This window comes from Massilia aerilata (assembly GCF_042656905.1).
Classification (GTDB): Bacteria; Pseudomonadota; Gammaproteobacteria; order Burkholderiales; family Burkholderiaceae_D; genus Telluria; species Telluria aerilata.
In genome coordinates this window covers 575,485-591,861 of record NZ_JBHSMZ010000006.1, presented here as the reverse complement: position 1 = coordinate 591,861, position 16,377 = coordinate 575,485, and the positions used below count along the sequence as shown (strand labels likewise).

Sequence of the window (16,377 nt, the reverse complement as noted above, 5' to 3'; positions counted from 1 at the left end):
TGCTGGTGTCGCCCACTATCCACCGTCGGCGCCGTGCGCGCCTTGAACTGGTTGAAGCAAAGCGCAAGCCGTGCGCGTGGCATGCGCGGCGACCTCTTGCGCGACCTGCTGCGCGAGCGCGGCCGCCTGGTCGGGGTCATAGGCGGCGTGGTAGCGCTTGCGGACGCCGTGCTCGGCCAGCTGCCAGTGCAGGTCGGGCGCCACGCCGTGCCGGGCCAGACAGTTGCGTGCGCATTCCAATGGACAGCCGTCGATTGCGACTACCGGCCGCCCGGACTTCGCGAGCTTGACCAGCGAGGGCACGTCGCCGCCGACGCCGGCGATGCAGGACATCTCCGCCACTTCGCGGCGGTCCAGCTCGAGGGCGATGTGGTTGGCCATCTGCGCCGCGCTGGAGCAGCCGGAGCAGGAATACACGAGAGGGAAAACGGTGCGGTCTTTGCCCATGGGGGTTCTCCAGTCAGGATGGGGCGTGTCCGGGACGGCGCAGGCGGAGGCGCAGGCGTTCCAGAACGCGGGCAGGATGCAGGCGCGCGGGGTCGAAGGGCGTGCCGTCGAGTGCGTCGAGGGTGTTCTTGATCAACAGGCCCAGCTCGGTGTCGCCTTCCATCACCAGGCGCCGGCCGAAGAACAGCGTGTCCGGGTCTTCCTTGCGGGCGGCCAGAAGGGCCAGGTCGTGCAGGGTGGCCATGATCACGAGGTCGGCCGCGGCGCCCGGTGCCAGCGCCTCGAAGGCCTTGCCGCGCCAGCGGAAGTCGAAGGCCAGGCCGGCGTCGGCCACCGCCAGGCGCAGGCGCCGGCCTTCGAGTGCCTGGCGGGTGTCGCTGTCGAGCTGCGCTGCCAGCAAGGCATTCAGCGCGTGGGCGAAGGCGCGCGACCCAGGCCTGGCCGGCAGCCGCGACAGCAGATGCGCCACCGCGGACGGCAGGCGGCGCGCAGGCTGGGCGCTCATGTGGCCGCTCATGCTGCCTCCTGCGCCATGCCCGGTTTGCCGTGCCAGAATCCGTTGCAGGCCTGGGCGGGCAGCAGCGGCGCCATGCACGCCTGCGCATCCGCGCCCGACAGTTTGCCCGACAGCACGGCATGGAACAGGCCGGTGATCTCGGCCATGTGCGCCGACTGCGGGCTGAGGCGGATGACGTCGACCCCCATGCGGCGCATGGCGTCAAGTTCCCCGGCCAGGTTGCAGACCATGGCCGACTGGGTCTGGATCCCGTTCAGCACCAGGAAGGGCTGGCGTTCCCGGGTTTCCATCAGCAGGCCGTCCGGATGGACGAGGCAGCTGAAGCGGCAATCGTCCTTCGGCAGGTTCTGCTGGCGGGCGGTGAAGCAGCGCGCCGAAAACGCCAGCGGCATGCGGCCAAAGGCGAACACCTCGGTTTCCAGGCCGCCGGGCAGGGCGGCGCGCATGGCCGCGAGGCTCTCGGCAGACATCTCGAATGGCGCGACCCAGCGCGTAGCGCCGGCCCTTGCCAGCAGCGCCAGCGAGGGGACGTTGTACATGTTCAGGTGCGGCCCGGCGACGAAGGGCCGTCCTTCCATGCAGGCGACCGCGCTCATGTCGTTGACCTCGACCAGGAAGCGGCCGTTGTCGGCGATACGGCGCAGGGAGCCGAGCTCGGCGCCGGATTCGATCAGCACCTGGGTCGACAGCACCACCTGCTTGCCGCCCGCGGCCAGGCGCTCGGCCACGGCCAGCCAGTCGGCGAGGCGCAGTTCGTGGCGGCGCGAGCATACCGTCTCGCCGAGGTAGACGATATCGACCGGCGCCTGCGCCATCGTGTCGTAGAAAGAAAAGACCGTGTCGCGCGGCCAGTAGTACTGCAGGGGTCCCAGAGCGATTTTCATGTTCATTTCCACGGACGGTGGTAGGCTCCCAGCGTGTGCTGCTGGCCTTCGGCAAGCTTGTCCAGCGCCGCCATCCAGGCCGACTTGACCGAATAGCGCTGGCGCTCGGCCAGGCAATTGTCGATCGCCTCGCGCCAGACCCGGGTGACCTGGGCCACATAGGCCGGGCTGCGCTGCCGCCCCTCGATCTTGATCGCGCGCGCGCCGAGGGCCGCCAGCCGGGGCAGGATTTCCAGCGTGTTCAGGCTGGTCGGCTCCTCGATCGCATAGTAGGTCTCGCCATCGACGTCGAAGCGGCCCTTGCACAGGGTCGGATAGCCGGCCTGCTCGCCGTCTTCGTAGCGGTCGATCAGCACCTCGTTCAGGCGCGATTCCAGCCCCTTCGGGGTCTGCTGCCAGCGCACCGCCCTGGCCGGCGAGCAGACGCCGTGCGTGTTCGGCGATTCGCCGGTGACGTACGAGGACAGCTGGCAGCGTCCCTCGACCATCACGCACAGGCTGCCGAAGCCGAACACCTCGATCTCGACCGGCGTGTTGCCGATCACCTGCGCCACCTGGGTCAGGGACAGCACCCGCGGCAGCACGGCGCGCGCGATGCCGAAGTGGCGGTGGTAGAAAGCGATCGCCTCGTGGCTGGTGGCCGAGCCCTGTACCGACAGGTGCAGGCGTAGCTGCGGGTGGACCCGGGCGGCGTATTCCATGAGGCCGGGGTCGGCCAGGATCACCGCGTCGATGCCGTGTTCGGCTGCGCGGTCGATGGCACTGCGCCAGGTGTCCCAGCCCTGGGGCTGCGGATAGGTGTTCAGGGCCAGGAAGACCTTGCGGCCGCGCGACTGGGCATAGCGGATGCCTTCGGCGATGGCCGCTTCGCCGAAATTCAGGCCGGCGAAGTTGCGGGCGTTGGTGGCATCGCGAAAGCCGAGATAGACGCAGTCGGCGCCGTGGTCGACGGCGGCTTTCAGGGCGGGCAGGCTGCCCGCCGGGCAGACGAGTTCAAATGGATGGGGGGAGGTGGATGGCATGGTCGGTAGGAAGCGCGATGTAAGTCGTGGCAGGACTATAGGCACCCGCTCCGCATCCGTCCTTAAACCGGTTCAAGCTTCAGGATAAAAGCAGTGACCGGCCCTCGGCGTCGAAGGCGAGGAAGCGCTCGACCGCGCCGCGGTGGACCGCCCCGATCATCGAGCGCAGCGCCTGCTCGACCTCTGGCTCCGACGGTTCGCGACCGGCGGGCGCGGCCAGCGCGGCGGCGAACACCACGTCCCAGGGCTGGCCGGTGCTGCGCGATTCCGCCACCAGGGCAGGGAAGTCCGCGAGTTCACCGATGGCCTTGTCGACGCACATGACCGGCGACAGGGCGCCGCCCCTGCCTTCGCGGAAGCGGATCGCCTGTCCGGGGCTGTGGGTGGGCGGAAGTTCGGCGACGCCGAACACGAACAGGAGGCGCTGCGCGTCCGGCTGGGCGCGTGCGGCGGCGAGGAAGTCGTTGAAGCTGGACAGGGTGGGGGCGGTGGTCTGCATATTGGTTAAAAGGTCGGATCGTTCAAGACGGTGGGCGCGCATCAGCGGGTATCAGCGCGCGGCGTAGCGGCAGGGCCGGTGGTTGACGGCGAGCGTAAGGTTCAGGATCGCGGTGCCCAGCAGCGAATACAACCACGGGCGCGGTGCGATGACGGTCAATGAGGCCAGGAGGATGAGCGTGTCAATCGCGAGCTGCACCAGGCCGGCGGGCCAGCCGCGGCGCTCCTGCAGCCACAGGCAAAGCACGTTGAAGCCCCCCAGGCTTGCCTGGTGACGGAACAGCACCAGCAGGCCGGTGCCGACCAGAATGCCGCCCATGCAGGCTGCATACCACGGCTGTATGCGCGCCAGGTCCAGCGCCCGCGGCAGGAGTTCGGCTGCGCTCGAGAACAGCAGCACCGCGCCGAGGGTCTTGAGGGTGAAGGTCCAGCCCAGGCGGCGGATCGCGAACAGGTAGAAGGGCAGGCTCAGGACCAGGAAAATCGCACCGAACGGCGCACCGGTGGCATGGTGCAGCAGCAGGCACAGGCCGGCGATGCCGCCGGTGACCAGGCCGGCCTTGGTCATCAGCGCCACGCCGAGCGAGGCCAGCATGGTGCCGGCGACCAGGGCCTGAGCGTCGTCGAACAGCGTGTGCGGGGCCGGTGTGCGCGCCGATGGCGCCGCGGCCGTAGGGGTGCTTGCCATGTCTGGGTCGTCTTCGGTTGCAGTGCGATCATTGTAGAGAGCAGCTTTCCGCCTGGCTGTCTGCACGATGGCGTAAGCGGGCTAGTTCTTCCGGCGTATCCCGCTTCCGGCTTGACGGGTCGACAATGGATGGGATCACATCGAAAGGAAACCCCATGCACGCCATCGATCCCCGCAGGTTCCTGCGTCAAATGCCGCTGTTCTCGGACCTGTGCGACAACGAGCTGGGGCCCATCGCCGACGCGGCCACGGAAGTGCATGCGCCGCGCGGGCGCACCATCTTCGAGCGCGGCGACCCGTGTTCGGGCTTCTACTCGGTCGTGTACGGCCAGGTGAAGCTGGGCTTCGTGTCGGCACAGGGACAGGAAAAGATCGTCGAGATCCTCGGACGCGGCCAGAGCTTCGGCGAGGCAGTGATGTTCATGGACAAGCCCTACGTGGTGACCGCGACCGCGCTCGAGGATTGCATGCTGCTGCATGTCGGAAAGAACGGCCTCTTCGCTGAACTCGATCGCCACCCGGCCCTTGCCCGCCGCATGCTGGCCGGGATCAGCCGCCGCATGCACGGCCTGATCGCGGATGTCGAAGCCTATACCCTGCATACCGGCGGCCAGCGCGTGGTGGGCTATCTGCTCAAGGACGCGCCGGAAACCGGAGAGCGGCTGACGCTCTCGGTGAGCAAGCGTTCGATCGCCTCCCGACTGAACATCACGCCCGAGTATTTCTCACGCGTGTTGCATGATTTGTCGGTACGCGAGCTGATCCGTGTCGACGGACGCGTCATCGAGATCCTCGACGCCGATGGCCTGCGCGCCTACGAAGGCTGAAGATATAACAGCCGGCGGTGCCGCAGCAGTGGCGCGCTGAGGCTCGCGGCAAGCAGCAGGCAGTCGGCGACCAGCATCAGCCCGGCCGGCTTGGCCAGCACAGGCATCCAGCACGCCAGCATTCCCAGCCCGACGGCCGCTGAATGGCAGCGGAACTGCGCCCGGATGCGTGACGCCGGCACGAGCTCGATGGCTTTCGGGACCCGCGTTCCGGGCGCAGCGCGCTCCTGCATGTGATACCAGAGCAGGAAGGGCACGATCTTGACCAGCATGGCGTCGACCACCGTCATCGCGAATCCAACGAGGAAGGCGACGCCCGTGAACAGCGTGCGAGCGTCGCCGGCCGGCCCGGGCCAGGCGAATACGCAGGCCGCCGCCAGCGACGCCAGCGCGAGACGCCAGTGCGCCGTGGTCGGGTCGGGCGTCGAGCGGCGGCGGGCCAGCAGGCGCCAGCCGGCGGCGATCCATGCCGCGGTGCCGGCCGCACCGGCCATGCCGAAGGCGTCGCGCCAGGGCGCGTCGAACCAGCGCGCGGCGGCCCAGGCGGCCAGTGCCAGCGCCAGCGCCGGCACCAGCCAGCGGACGACGGGCGCCGGATAAGGCGAGGTTCCCTGGAACATCGGCAGCACCTGGAAGGACACGGCGGCCACCAGCAGGGTGACCCAGCCGACCAGGCCGAGCCCGGCATGCACGTCCGTCAGCGCCAGCGCCGGCATTGCAGGGCCGCCGGCCAGCCAGGCGGCCAGTGCCAGGCCCGCGCACACGGTTGCCGCCAGCATGGCGGCTGCGCTGCGCATGCCGCGCACGATGTGCAGCATCGATGCGGGCGCCCCGTCGCGCCGCCACACGGTAGGCAGCAGGCAGCCCAGCAGCAGCGCGAAGGCTCCCGCCAGCGTGGCGGCGGCCGCAGCGAACAGCGGCGCCGCGCCGGTGGCGAAGGCCAGCGCCAGCAGGACGGTGCCGGCCGCCAGCAGCGGACAGCTGCAGCGTCCCAGGCGCTCGCCGCGCAGCGGCAGCCCGGCCACCACTGGCAGCATCTGCAGCAGCGAACCGGCCATCGTCATGCTCAGGAAGCCGAGCGTCAGCAGGTGCACCATGGCGAGCGTGATGCCACTCCAGCGCGATGCCAGCGCGTCGCCGCCGTGCCAGGCCAGCAGCAGTCCGGCCGCCACGCCGAACCAGGGCGCGGTGAGCAGGAAACGCAGCGGCAGCGACGGGCCCGGGGTGCGCCCGAGTTCGAGCGCGCGCCTCACGCGGCGGCCCTGCGGATGCTGACGCGGCAGCCCTCGGGCGCCCATCGTGCCGTGCAAGTGTAGCCGTTGCGGGCCAGAATACGGTACAAGGGATGCGGTTCGCGGTCGAGAATGACTTCCAGGATGGCATCGCCGGCAAGCAGGTCGAGGGCGTCGAGTACCCGTTCCATCGGCTCGGGCGGCTGGAGGCCGCGCAGGTCGAGGCAGCGCAGGGCGTTCATGCCGGGGCTCCCGCCGGCGCCAGCAGGCTGGAGAGCGGTACGCGGTCGAGGACGTCGAGGAAACTCGAGGTCGCGCTCCGGAAAATGCGCTTCAGGCAGCAGGTATCGGCGTACGCACAGCCACTCGGTCGTCCATCCAGGCAGGCGACCACGTGCAGGTCGGGCTCGGTACAGCGCACCACGTCGCCGACCGTGATGTCGCAGGCCGGTCGCGCCAGGCGGATACCGCCGGCGCGACCGCGCACCGTCTTGACGAAGCCGGCGTGCCCGAGCTGGTTGACGACCTTGGTGAGGTGGTTGTGGGAGATGCCGTGCAAGGTGGCCACCTCGTCGGTGGTCGCCAGGCGCCCGTCGTGGGCGCCAAGATACATCAGGACCCGCAGGGCGTAGTCGGTATGGTCGGTAAGGCGCATGCTGGCTCCTTGTGCGCGCAATATGTGCGAAGACGGGCGCTGGCCGGAATCGGTCCGGCCGGCGCCCGCAACTCAGATCAACTCAGGCCTTGGTGGTCGGGGCGCCGGCCGTCACCGACGCTTCGGCCGTCGCCGGCTTGCGGCGCGCCAGGCGCAGGACGAACAGCGCCAGGCACAGCACGCCAATACTGAACACGATGTCGCCCGGTACGCGCAGCCAGACCATGTTTTCCATGAAGGCCGAGTGGATCACCTCGGGCGAACGGGCATACCACATGCCCCTGGTGATGCCGGCGACGGCCTGGTAGATACCGGCCGGCACCAGGGCCATGAAGACCATCATCGCCAGGCCGATGTTCAGCAGCCAGAACATCGGCTTGAGCAGGGCGTCTGACCAGGCCAGGCGGTCGGACAGGCCGCGCAGGCAAAACAGCATCAGGCCGATGCCGAGCATGCCGTAGACGCCGAACAGGGCCGCGTGGCCGTGGGCGGCGGTCAGGTTCAGGCCCTGCATGTAGTAGAGGGCGATCGGGGTATTGATCGAGAAGCCCAGCAGGCCGGCGCCAACCATGTTCCAGAAGCCGACGGCGATGAAGGACAGGATCGCCCATTTATAGCTCTTGACCCACGGCGCGGCCTTCGAGCGCTGGTAATTGCGGTATGCTTCGATGCCGATCATCGACAAGGGCACCACTTCGAGGGCGGAAAACATGCCGCCGATGGCGATCACCGAGGTCGGGGTGCCGGTCCAGTACAGGTGGTGCAGGGTGCCGAGGATGCCGCCGAACAGGAACACGATGGTTTCCAGCACGATGGCGCTGTTGGCAGTGGCGGCGCGGATCAGGCCCAGGCGCGAGAACAGCAGGGCAATGACCGCGGTGGCGAATACTTCGAAGAAGCCCTCGACCCACAGGTGCACCAGCCACCAGCGCCAGTATTCGATCATGGCGTAGTGCGTGTGCTGGCCCCAGGCCAGTGAGCTGGCATAGAAGCCGCCGATGCACAGCGCGGCCAGGAACACCATGGCGATCAGACCGCGGCTTTCCGACGGACGGCGCAGCGCGGGCCACAGGCCGCGGCCCAGCAGGAGGGCCCAGAACAGCAGGCCGGCGAACAGCAGGTACTGCCAGATGCGGCCCATGCTGGTGAATTCCAGGCCCTGGTTGCCGAGCCAGAAGCTGAAGTCGACGCCACGGTGCTGCAGGGTGCCGAGCCAGCCGGTGATGGTGGAACCGGCGACGATGAACAGCAGCGCGTAGAACAGGACGTCGGTGCCCAGCTTCTGGAATTTCGGCTCGCGGCCGGAGATGGCCGGGGCGATGTAGAGGCCGGTTGCCAGCCAGGCGGTGGCGATCCACAGCACAGCGAACTGGGTATGGACGGTGCGGCTGACGGTGTAGGGCAGGATGTCGGCCAGCGGGAAGCCGAAGAAGCTGTGGCCTTCGACCGAATAGTGGGCGGTGATCACGCCCATGCCGACCTGGGCCAGGATCAGGGCCACCACGACCAGGAAGTACTTTTTGGTCGCCTTCATCGAGGGCGTGGCTTTCAGGCTGAACAGCGGGTCGGCCTTGGGCGGGGCAGGATCGTCTTCCTCCTTGTGGGCAGAATGGAACAGCACCATGGCGGCGATCGCGCCGATCATCAGGATCACGCTGGCGATCGACCAGATGCCGGTGCCGGCGCTCGGGGTATTGCCGACCAGCGGTTCGTGCGGCCAGTTGCTGGTGTAGGACAGGCCGGTTTCGCCCGGACGGTCGGTGGCGGCGGCCCAGGCCGACCAGAAGAAGAAGCCGGTCAACGCTGCGCGCTGGTCGGCCTGCGGCAGCGAACCGGCATTCATGGCGTACTGCTCGCGCAACTTGTCCAGCTTCGGATCGGTGCCGAACAGGCCGGCGTAGTGCGCCGCCACGTCGCGCATCGCGGCGGCGCGCTCGCCCGATACGACTAGCGTAGCCGTGGCCGCGTCGTAGCTGTTGTGGCGAAGTTCGTCCTTCACCAGTGCGTCGATGCGGGCGCGGGCGCCGCCGTCGAGCTGGCTGTAGGCGGTACGGTGGTCGCGCTGCGCCAGGTTTTCCTGCAGAGCCAGGGCTTCGCGGTGCAGCCAGTCGGCCGACCAGTCGGGCGCGACGTAGCTGCCGTGGCCCCAGACGGTGCCGAGCTGCTGGCCGCCGGCCGACAGCCAGGCCTGCTGACCGAGCCGGACCTGGTCGCCGGTGTAGAGGGTATGGCCGCCGGTATCGACGATGGATGTCGGGATCGGCGGGGCCTTCAGGTAAATCTCCCTTCCCACCATCAGCAGGGTGGCAAAAGAGAGTACACAGATGACCGCGAGCCAGGCCCAGAGTTTGCGTGTCGCTTGCATAATCTCGTTCCTTCACGGGTGGTTGATCGGTGGCGCCGGACAGCGCCAACGACATATTCTGGGTCCAGTCCGGCATTTGTTGCATATCACATGCAGCTTTTATTTGAAATCCTTGATCCAGTTTAGGAAGGCCGTTGCAGGCCGGCGGCACGGGCTAGGGGGCTAGTCACTTTGGCGGATTGCGGGGTCCGCAGCCCCCAACTAACATGCGGATCAAATGCAGCTTTCAGGAGAATCCGCATGCCGCTCATGACCATCGAAGAAGCCCGCCCCGCACCGGCGCCGCGCACCGGCCCGGCCCTGTTCGGCCTTGGCTTCCGGCCCTTTTATCTGCTGGCCGCTGCCTTCGCCGCGGTCAGCGTGCCCCTGTGGGTGGCGGCGCAGGCGGGCTGGCCGGTTCCGGCCCGTATCGACATGCTCTGGCACATGCACGAGATGGTGTACGGCTTCGCCATCGCCGTCATCGTCGGCTTTTTGTACACGGCCGGTTATAACTGGACCAAGCTGTGGACGCCGCGCGGCTGGCCGCTGGCGGCGATCGCCGGCGTCTGGGTGGCGGGGCGCGCCGCCATGCTGGCCGCACCGCCCTTGCCGGCGGCCGTGGTCGACCTGGCGTTCCTGCCGCTTGCCGCGCTGCCGCTGTACAGGGTGCTGAAGCAGTCGGGCAACCGCCGCAACATGTTTCTCGTGGTCCTGCTCGGGCTGCTGGCGCTGTCCAACCTGCTATATCACGCCGCCGCCCTGGGCTGGCTGCGCCTGGACCCGCTGGCGCCGGTGCATGCCGCCATCGTGCTGATCGTGGCGATCGAGGCCGTGATCGGCGGCCGCGTGATTCCGATGTTCACCGCCAACGGTGCGCCCGGCACCAAGCCGGTGCAGGACGCCCGCCGCGACAAGGCCTCGCTGATTCTGACCGTGCTGGCCGGCGCCGCCTGGACCGTGGGTCTGCCGGCGCCGTTCACAGCGGCGCTCGCGCTGGCCGCCGCGGCGGCCCAGGCGCTGCGCCTGGCCGGCTGGAAGCCGTGGCGCACCTGGCGCAACCCCTTGCTGTGGATCCTGCACCTCTCGTACGCCTGGATTCCGCTCGGATTTGCCGCGCTGGCGCTGGCCCAGTACGGCGTGGTGACGCAGAGCGCGGCGCTGCACCTGCTGACCGTCGGCTCGCTCGCCGGACTGGTGATCGGCATGATCACCCGCACCGCGCTCGGCCACACTGGCCGTCCGCTAAAGGCCGGACGTGCGGAAACCCTGATGTACGTGCTGGCGCAGGGCGCCGTCCTGGCCCGTTTCGCGGCCGCCGTGGCGCCTGCTTCGCGGATGCCCTGGCTGGTCCTTGCCACCGTATGCTGGAGCGGCTGCTTCCTGGCCTATGTCGCGGCCTACCTGCCGCTCCTTACTGCCCCGCGCCCCGACGGACGCGAAGGCTGAACCAACGAAAGCCTCATCATGCAACATACCGTCGATTTCGACCCCGAACTGATTTCCCGCATGAGCCAGCGCGGGCCGAGATACACCTCCTATCCCACCGCCGACCGTTTCAACAGCGGGTTCTCAGCCATCGATTTCGCAGCCGCGGCATGGGGCGGCGTTCCCGGACGGGCGCTCTCGCTGTATGTGCACGTGCCATTCTGCGAGTCCCTCTGTTACTACTGCGCCTGCAACAAGATCATCACCCATGACCGCAGCAAGGCGGCAAAATACCTCGGTTACCTGGTGCGCGAGGTCGACATGCAGGCCAGCCTGTTCGCGGCCTGCGGCCCGGTGGAGCAGCTGCACTTCGGCGGCGGCACGCCGACCTACCTTAGCGACGCACAGATGGGTGCCTTGATGGATTTCCTGCGCAGCCGCTTTGAATTTGCCGGCGACGAGGATGGCGAATATTCGATCGAGATCGATCCGCGCACGGTCGATGCGAAGCGCATCCACTCCCTGCGGGCCCAGGGTTTCAACCGCCTGAGCCTCGGCGTCCAGGACTTCGACGAGAACGTGCAGCGCGCCGTCAACCGCGTGCAGCCGGAAGCGATGACGCGCGACGCGATCGCGGCGGCACGCGCAGCCGGCTTCCGCTCGGTCAGCATCGACCTGATCTACGGGCTACCGCTGCAAAACCTGTCCACCATGGCCCAGACGCTCGACAAGGTGATCGAGGCTGATCCGGACCGGATCTCGGTCTACAACTATGCGCACATGCCGCAAATGTTCAAATCGCAGAAGCTGATCCGCGACGAGGACCTGCCCGATGCGGCCACCAAGCTTGCGATGCTTGGGCTGTGCATCGAACGCTTGTGCGCGGCCGGCTACGTCTACATCGGCATGGACCATTTTGCGAGACCGGACGACGAGCTGGCGCTTGCGCAGAGCAATGGCACTCTGCACCGCAATTTCCAGGGCTACTCGACTCACGCGGCGATCGACACCGTCGCCTGCGGCGTGTCGGCGATCAGCGCCGTCAACGGCACCTACAGCCAGAACGAAAAATCGCTCGAGGCGTATTACTCGCGCCTGGACGAGGGTGTGCTGCCCGTCGCGCGCGGGTTCCGCCTATCGGCCGACGACCTCGCGCGGCGGCACATCATCCAGCAGTTGATGTGCAATTTCGAGCTCGACTTCGGCGCACTGGAACAGCGCTGGGGAATCGACTTCAGCGCCGGATTCGCGGCCGAGCTGGCGCAGCTGGCGGCGCTCGGCGCCGAAGGCCTGCTCGAATTGCGAGACGATGGGCTCCAGGTGAGCCGCAAGGGTCGGCTACTGATCCGCAACGTGTGCATGGTGTTCGACAAATACTTCGGCACGCCCGAGGCCGTGCCGCTGCAGCGTCTTCGTTACTCGAGGACGATCTGAAATACCGCTTCCTCCAAAGCGTGCCAGTCCGGGGCCCCTCCGATCGTCCCGATAAGGCCTGGATCCGCAAGCTTGGCCCCGGATTGATCACCGGCGCAGCTGACGACGATCCGAGCGGCATCGCGACGTATTCGCAGGCCGGCGCCCAATTCGGCTTCGGGATGTTGTGGACGCTGCTGTTCACCTACCCCTTGATGATGGGTATCCAGATCGTCAGCGCAAGAATAGGGCGGGTCACGGGCCAGGGGCTGGCAGCCAATATCCGCCGATATTATCCGCCGTCGCTGCTGTATTTCATCGTGGGCCTGCTTCTGGTCGCGAACACCATCAATATCGCAGCAGACGTGGCGGCAATGGGCGACGCGGTCCACCTGGTGATGGGTGGTCCTGCGCACCTGTATGCGATCGGCTTCGGGCTCGCCTCGGTACTGCTACAGGTCTTCATTCCCTACTCGCGTTATGTGCGCCTGCTGAAATGGCTCACGCTGGGCTTGCTTGCTTATGTCGGGACAGTCTTCGCCGTGCACGTGCCCTGGAACGCAGTATTTCTGCATCCGGGGGACGTGCTCGGCTTGCCGTGGAGCGCGTCCCATGTCACCACCATCGTCGCGGTGTTCGGAACGACGATCAGCCCCTATCTCTTCTTCTGGCAGGCATCGCAGGAAGTGGAAGAGCTCAGGTCCGACCCGGCGGCACACCCGCTGAAGTGCCCGCCTGCGCAGGTAAAAAGGAATTTCGCCCGGATCAAGCTCGATACGTGCATCGGCATGGCCTTTTCGAATCTGGTGGCGTTTTTTATCATGTTGACGACCGCAGTGACCTTGCACGTCCATGGCGTCAGCGATATCCAGACGAGCGCCCAGGCGGCCATAGCGCTGCGCCCAGTGGCAGGCCAGGCGGCTTTCCTGATGTTCAGCCTCGGCATCGTCGGAACGGGAATGCTTGCGATACCGGTACTTGCCGGCTCTGCCGCCTACGCGGTGTCCGACGCATTGGGATGGCGCAGCAGCCTCGAGGACAAGCCGGCGATGGCGCCGCGGTTCTACACGATGATTGCTATCTCGACGCTGGCGGGAATGGGCCTGATTTTCACGCCCATTGACCCCATCAAGGCCCTATACTGGAGCGCAGTCGTCAACGGCGTCATTTCAGTACCGATCATGACCGTCATGATGCTGATTGTGACGCGCACCGACATCATGGGCAGCCTGGCTGCCCGCCCACGCCTGAAACTGCTTGGCTGGCTGAGTACCGTTGTCATGGCGTGCGCGGTGGCGGCGATGCTGCTGATGTAAGCCGACCGGCGAGTGCGTCTCGCCGGCCACGCCGCGCGGACGCGGCGTTCATGGCCTTCCCTCAGTGTCCGGACAGTGCGTCCGGCCTGCTGGTCGAGCGGAACACGGCCGGATTGGGATCGCCCGTCACATACAGGAAGCCGGCCAGGCCTTTTTCCATGCGAGACAGCGCGTGGTCTACCAGAATGTAGCGGCCCGGTACGTCGACCTTGAACTCGACCATGGTCGCGCCGCCGGGGGCCACGGTCGTGGTCTGGACATTCCGCAGCGGCGCCGTGGTGAGGTCGCCAAGGCTGTACACGCGGTCGAACACTTCGCCGATCACGTGGAAGCTCGAGGTGGCGTTCGGGCCGCCGACACCGAAGAAGATCCGTACCGTCTCGCCGACCTTTGCTTCCATGCGGTGGGTCTTGGTAAGGGCGTCGTGATTGCCGTTGAAGATCAGATGTTCCGGCTGCTCCGCGAGCAGCTTCTCGAGCGAGAACTCGTTTTCCCCTGCGGTGCCATGGCGCTGGGCCGTGTACAGCTCGCCCTGCATCACATAGAACTCACGGTCGACCTTCGGCAGTCCGCCTTCCGGCTCGACCAGGATCATGCCGTACATGCCATTGGAGATGTGCTGGGCCACCATCGGCGTGGCGCAGTGGTACACGTACAGGCCGGGATTGAGCGCCTTGAAGGTGAAGGACTTCGATGAACCGGGCGCCGCCTGCGTGACCGTGGCGCCGCCGCCCGGGCCGGTTACCGCGTGGAAGTCGACCGAGTGGATCATATGGCTGTCCTTCGCGTTGCTCAGGTTGACGTCGACGGTGTCGCCCACGCGCACGCGGATGAAAGGACCCGGCACCTTGCTGTTGAAGGTCCAGTACTTGTAGGTCGAGCCGTCCATCAACTGGCCCATGACTTCCGTGGTTTCCAGATTGACGCTGAGGTGCTGGGGGCCGCGCTTGCCGACCGATGGGGGAAGGTCGTGCGGATCGCGCGAGATGTCGGCCGCCTTTGGCCGGGTGTCCGCCGCCGGCTCGCCGACGACGATCTTCCCGATCATGCCGGCCTGGACGTGGCCCGGCAGGGAACAGACATAGTCGAAGGTCCCTTTCTTGTTGGCGCGGAACACGATGGTCGTGCTCGCGCCCTTGTCGTTCACCTGGTTCGATTTGGCGTCGAAGTCCTTGACGCTGATGTCGTGCGTGGCGCCATCGCCGTTGACGAGGTTGATCTGGACCACTGCGCCGACTGGCACGTTCAGGGTCGGGTTGGCCTTGCCGTTGATCGGCCCCGCGTCTCCCATGAAGACCAACTTGCCGTCAGAGATATCGGTGCGCAGCGTGAACGTGACATCCGCAACGGTCTGCACTGCCGAAGGCGCATGCATGTGCTCATGCTGGGCATAGGCTGGCGCGAGCATGCCGCCACCCAGTAGGACGGAGGCGATGAGATAAGGGAGCATCTTGGGTTTCATTTTATATACCTGTGTTTTGTCGTTGATACGACGCAATCATAGGTTTCAGGGATGAGTAGTAGAAATGATTCGGATCAAGCCTTTTCAAGCCAGCGCGGATCGGGTAAGTACCTCGCGGCACATCGATTCATGGTGCAGGACCTTGATCTGAATCATTCAAGAATCGACTTCGCGACGGCTATGATTTTTCCAAACGGAAAAATTTAAATCAACTGATAAGGATCAGATATGAAAGCCAGCACACTTCGTCACGCCATCGCTGTCGCATTCATTCTCCCGGGCGCCGCTTTTGCAAGCTGCGGCTCGGCTTTCTGCACCGTGAACACGAACTGGACCTCGCACAGCGCCCTGATCGAGGCCGGCTCAAGCTTCGATCTGCACTATGAGTACATCGACCAGGATCAAGCCTTCTCGGGAGGAGACAAGGTAGCGGTCGGCCAGATACCGCATCACCACGATGAGGTCGAGACCGTCAACCGCAACCTGATGACTACCTACAGCCATGGTTTCGGCAATGGATGGGGCCTTTCGATCAGCGCGGCGCTCGGCGACCGCGATCACGCGCACATCCACAATCACCACGGTGCGGCGCTGACGAACGAATGGAAGTTCACCGAACTCGGGGACGTACGCCTGCTGGCGCGCTATCAGTACGCCGCCACGGGCGATGCGATGAACCCCGGCAGGGCTGGCATCGTCATTGGACTCAAGCTGCCGACAGGCCACTTTACCGTAGAAAACGCCGAAAGCGAGCGCGCGGAGCGGAGCCTGCAGCCCGGTACCGGGACGACCGATCTGATCGTCGGCAGCTACTTCCACCAGCGTTGCACGGCCGACGATGCTTCCTGGTTCGTTCAAGGACAATACCAGCGCGCGCTGAACAGCCGCGACGGCTACAAGGCGGGCGCGCAGTTCAGTACCGACCTCGGCTACCGGAAAGGGGTAGGCGAGCGCCTGGGCCTGCTGGCGCAGCTGAACTTCGTTCACAAGGCGCGCGACAGTGGCGTCAATGCCGAACCCGCCGATAGCGGTGGACGCTACCTGTTCCTGAGCCCAGGCCTTTCTTACACCTTCAGCGAACGCCTGCAGGCCTACGGCTTCTTTCAGCAGCCGGTGCTACGGCACGTCAACGGTGTGCAGCTTACTGCCGACAGAGCCTTGATGTTCGGCGTCTCGGGCCGCCTGTGAATTCCGGTTGCGTCCGGCGACTCGGCTACATTTTTGAAAGCTCCTGCGGCGATGCCAGTCCATGTGATGTCATGGGCGGCCCTTCGCGAGACCGTCGCGAGCAACGCAGCTCCAGTGCACCAGCAGCATGGGAATGTCTTGCCTGGCCGGCCTGGCACGCAACGTCTTAAATCCATCGCCTAAAGCAAGTCAATCCTGTCCACGGTCGCGATAAAGAACGGGGAGCCGTGTCGACTTCAGGATCGACCGACACTGGTGTGTCAACCTCGCTGTCAAGAAGGAGCAAAACCGCAGGGATGTCGAGATTGCAAGGGTGCGCCAGTCGAGTGAAGGTTGACCCGCTGCTGCTGGGCCTTGGTATCGGTTATGCGTTCTAGAGTCCCGCTTCGTCCGAAGCCAGCCGGTCGAAGACCGGCTTTTACCGGCACCGTGCCGGTTTCTTCTCATCTTGAAAGG

General features: G+C 66.2%; 16 protein-coding genes. 5 read left to right on the top strand and 11 right to left on the bottom strand.

The genetic code is table 11. From position 1 onward, the window contains the following. Positions 1 to 15 precede the first annotated feature (15 nt). The 6 genes from ACFPO9_RS11770 to ACFPO9_RS11745 form a co-directional block, all read right to left on the bottom strand. Positions 16 to 447 (bottom strand): putative zinc-binding protein, encoded by a 432-nt coding sequence (locus ACFPO9_RS11770; RefSeq protein WP_379770864.1) that lies wholly within the window; start codon positions 445 to 447, stop codon positions 16 to 18. Between the two features lie 13 nt (positions 448 to 460). Continuing rightward, positions 461 to 952, bottom strand: a complete 492-nt coding sequence (gene ubiT / locus ACFPO9_RS11765; RefSeq protein WP_379771022.1) for a ubiquinone anaerobic biosynthesis accessory factor UbiT — start codon at positions 950 to 952, stop codon at positions 461 to 463. Between the two features lie 8 nt (positions 953 to 960). After that, positions 961 to 1,848 carry a ubiquinone anaerobic biosynthesis protein UbiV gene (gene ubiV, locus ACFPO9_RS11760; protein WP_379770862.1) on the bottom strand — a complete coding sequence of 296 codons (888 nt, stop codon included), beginning with the start codon at positions 1,846 to 1,848 and terminating at the stop codon, positions 961 to 963. A gap of 2 nt (positions 1,849 to 1,850) precedes the next feature. Then, positions 1,851 to 2,870 carry a ubiquinone anaerobic biosynthesis protein UbiU gene (gene ubiU, locus ACFPO9_RS11755; RefSeq protein WP_379770860.1) on the bottom strand — a complete coding sequence of 340 codons (1,020 nt, stop codon included), beginning with the start codon at positions 2,868 to 2,870 and terminating at the stop codon, positions 1,851 to 1,853. Positions 2,871 to 2,949: 79 nt separating this feature from the next. Then, complete coding sequence (locus tag ACFPO9_RS11750; protein ID WP_379770857.1) at positions 2,950 to 3,369, bottom strand: ribonucleotide reductase subunit alpha; 420 nt, start codon at positions 3,367 to 3,369, stop codon at positions 2,950 to 2,952. Positions 3,370 to 3,420: 51 nt separating this feature from the next. Continuing rightward, positions 3,421 to 4,056: a YitT family protein gene (locus ACFPO9_RS11745; RefSeq protein WP_379770854.1), complete on the bottom strand. Its 636-nt coding sequence runs from the start codon at positions 4,054 to 4,056 to the stop codon at positions 3,421 to 3,423. Between the two features lie 155 nt (positions 4,057 to 4,211). On the opposite strand from ACFPO9_RS11745, the gene ACFPO9_RS11740 reads away from it, so the two are divergent. Beyond that, positions 4,212 to 4,883 (top strand): Crp/Fnr family transcriptional regulator, encoded by a 672-nt coding sequence (locus ACFPO9_RS11740; protein WP_379770852.1) that lies wholly within the window; start codon positions 4,212 to 4,214, stop codon positions 4,881 to 4,883. Here ACFPO9_RS11740 and ACFPO9_RS11735 read toward each other — a convergent pair. From ACFPO9_RS11735 to ACFPO9_RS11720, 4 genes are all read right to left on the bottom strand, one after another. Further along, the gene (locus tag ACFPO9_RS11735; RefSeq protein WP_379770850.1) at positions 4,871 to 6,136 is read right to left on the bottom strand and encodes a permease; all 1,266 of its coding nucleotides are present in this window, start codon (positions 6,134 to 6,136) and stop codon (positions 4,871 to 4,873) included. The two genes, ACFPO9_RS11740 and ACFPO9_RS11735, sit on opposite strands and share 13 nt — an antisense overlap. After that, positions 6,133 to 6,357: a DUF2249 domain-containing protein gene (locus ACFPO9_RS11730; protein WP_379770847.1), complete on the bottom strand. Its 225-nt coding sequence runs from the start codon at positions 6,355 to 6,357 to the stop codon at positions 6,133 to 6,135. The genes ACFPO9_RS11735 and ACFPO9_RS11730 overlap by 4 nt, the downstream gene beginning before the upstream one ends. Beyond that, on the bottom strand, positions 6,354 to 6,770 hold the full coding sequence (locus tag ACFPO9_RS11725; protein WP_379770845.1) for an RrF2 family transcriptional regulator: 417 nt from the start codon (positions 6,768 to 6,770) through the stop codon (positions 6,354 to 6,356). Before ACFPO9_RS11725 ends, ACFPO9_RS11730 begins: the two co-directional genes overlap by 4 nt. 82 nt (positions 6,771 to 6,852) lie before the next feature. After that, positions 6,853 to 9,135: a nitric-oxide reductase large subunit gene (locus tag ACFPO9_RS11720; protein WP_379770843.1), complete on the bottom strand. Its 2,283-nt coding sequence runs from the start codon at positions 9,133 to 9,135 to the stop codon at positions 6,853 to 6,855. Positions 9,136 to 9,375: 240 nt separating this feature from the next. Between ACFPO9_RS11720 and ACFPO9_RS11715 the strand changes: the two genes are divergently transcribed. From ACFPO9_RS11715 to ACFPO9_RS11705, 3 genes are all read left to right on the top strand, one after another. After that, entirely contained in the window at positions 9,376 to 10,563 is a 1,188-nt protein-coding gene (locus tag ACFPO9_RS11715) for an NnrS family protein (protein WP_379770841.1), read from the top strand. Between the two features lie 18 nt (positions 10,564 to 10,581). Beyond that, positions 10,582 to 11,976, top strand: coding sequence for an oxygen-independent coproporphyrinogen III oxidase (gene hemN, locus ACFPO9_RS11710; RefSeq protein ID WP_379770839.1), 1,395 nt, complete (start codon positions 10,582 to 10,584; stop codon positions 11,974 to 11,976). Between the two features lie 83 nt (positions 11,977 to 12,059). Then, positions 12,060 to 13,271 (top strand): NRAMP family divalent metal transporter, encoded by a 1,212-nt coding sequence (locus ACFPO9_RS11705; RefSeq protein ID WP_379770836.1) that lies wholly within the window; start codon positions 12,060 to 12,062, stop codon positions 13,269 to 13,271. Positions 13,272 to 13,332: 61 nt separating this feature from the next. On the opposite strand, the gene nirK is transcribed toward ACFPO9_RS11705, so the two are convergent. After that, entirely contained in the window at positions 13,333 to 14,721 is a 1,389-nt protein-coding gene (nirK, locus tag ACFPO9_RS11700) for a copper-containing nitrite reductase (RefSeq protein ID WP_379770834.1), read from the bottom strand. 240 nt (positions 14,722 to 14,961) lie between these two features. Between nirK and ACFPO9_RS11695 the strand changes: the two genes are divergently transcribed. Then, positions 14,962 to 15,921 (top strand): hypothetical protein, encoded by a 960-nt coding sequence (locus ACFPO9_RS11695; RefSeq protein WP_379770831.1) that lies wholly within the window; start codon positions 14,962 to 14,964, stop codon positions 15,919 to 15,921. Positions 15,922 to 16,377: the final 456 nt, after the last annotated feature.

Coding starts and splice junctions, on each gene's coding strand:
- ACFPO9_RS11770 (WP_379770864.1), bottom strand. CDS start 447: ATGGGCAAAGACCGCACCGTTTTCCCTCTCGTGTATTCCTGCTCCGGC.
- ubiT (WP_379771022.1), bottom strand. CDS start 952: ATGAGCGCCCAGCCTGCGCGCCGCCTGCCGTCCGCGGTGGCGCATCTG.
- ubiV (WP_379770862.1), bottom strand. CDS start 1,848: ATGAAAATCGCTCTGGGACCCCTGCAGTACTACTGGCCGCGCGACACG.
- ubiU (WP_379770860.1), bottom strand. CDS start 2,870: ATGCCATCCACCTCCCCCCATCCATTTGAACTCGTCTGCCCGGCGGGC.
- ACFPO9_RS11750 (WP_379770857.1), bottom strand. CDS start 3,369: ATGCAGACCACCGCCCCCACCCTGTCCAGCTTCAACGACTTCCTCGCC.
- ACFPO9_RS11745 (WP_379770854.1), bottom strand. CDS start 4,056: ATGGCAAGCACCCCTACGGCCGCGGCGCCATCGGCGCGCACACCGGCC.
- ACFPO9_RS11740 (WP_379770852.1), top strand. CDS start 4,212: ATGCACGCCATCGATCCCCGCAGGTTCCTGCGTCAAATGCCGCTGTTC.
- ACFPO9_RS11730 (WP_379770847.1), bottom strand. CDS start 6,357: ATGAACGCCCTGCGCTGCCTCGACCTGCGCGGCCTCCAGCCGCCCGAG.
- ACFPO9_RS11725 (WP_379770845.1), bottom strand. CDS start 6,770: ATGCGCCTTACCGACCATACCGACTACGCCCTGCGGGTCCTGATGTAT.
- ACFPO9_RS11720 (WP_379770843.1), bottom strand. CDS start 9,135: ATGCAAGCGACACGCAAACTCTGGGCCTGGCTCGCGGTCATCTGTGTA.
- ACFPO9_RS11715 (WP_379770841.1), top strand. CDS start 9,376: ATGCCGCTCATGACCATCGAAGAAGCCCGCCCCGCACCGGCGCCGCGC.
- hemN (WP_379770839.1), top strand. CDS start 10,582: ATGCAACATACCGTCGATTTCGACCCCGAACTGATTTCCCGCATGAGC.
- nirK (WP_379770834.1), bottom strand. CDS start 14,721: ATGCTCCCTTATCTCATCGCCTCCGTCCTACTGGGTGGCGGCATGCTC.
- ACFPO9_RS11695 (WP_379770831.1), top strand. CDS start 14,962: ATGAAAGCCAGCACACTTCGTCACGCCATCGCTGTCGCATTCATTCTC.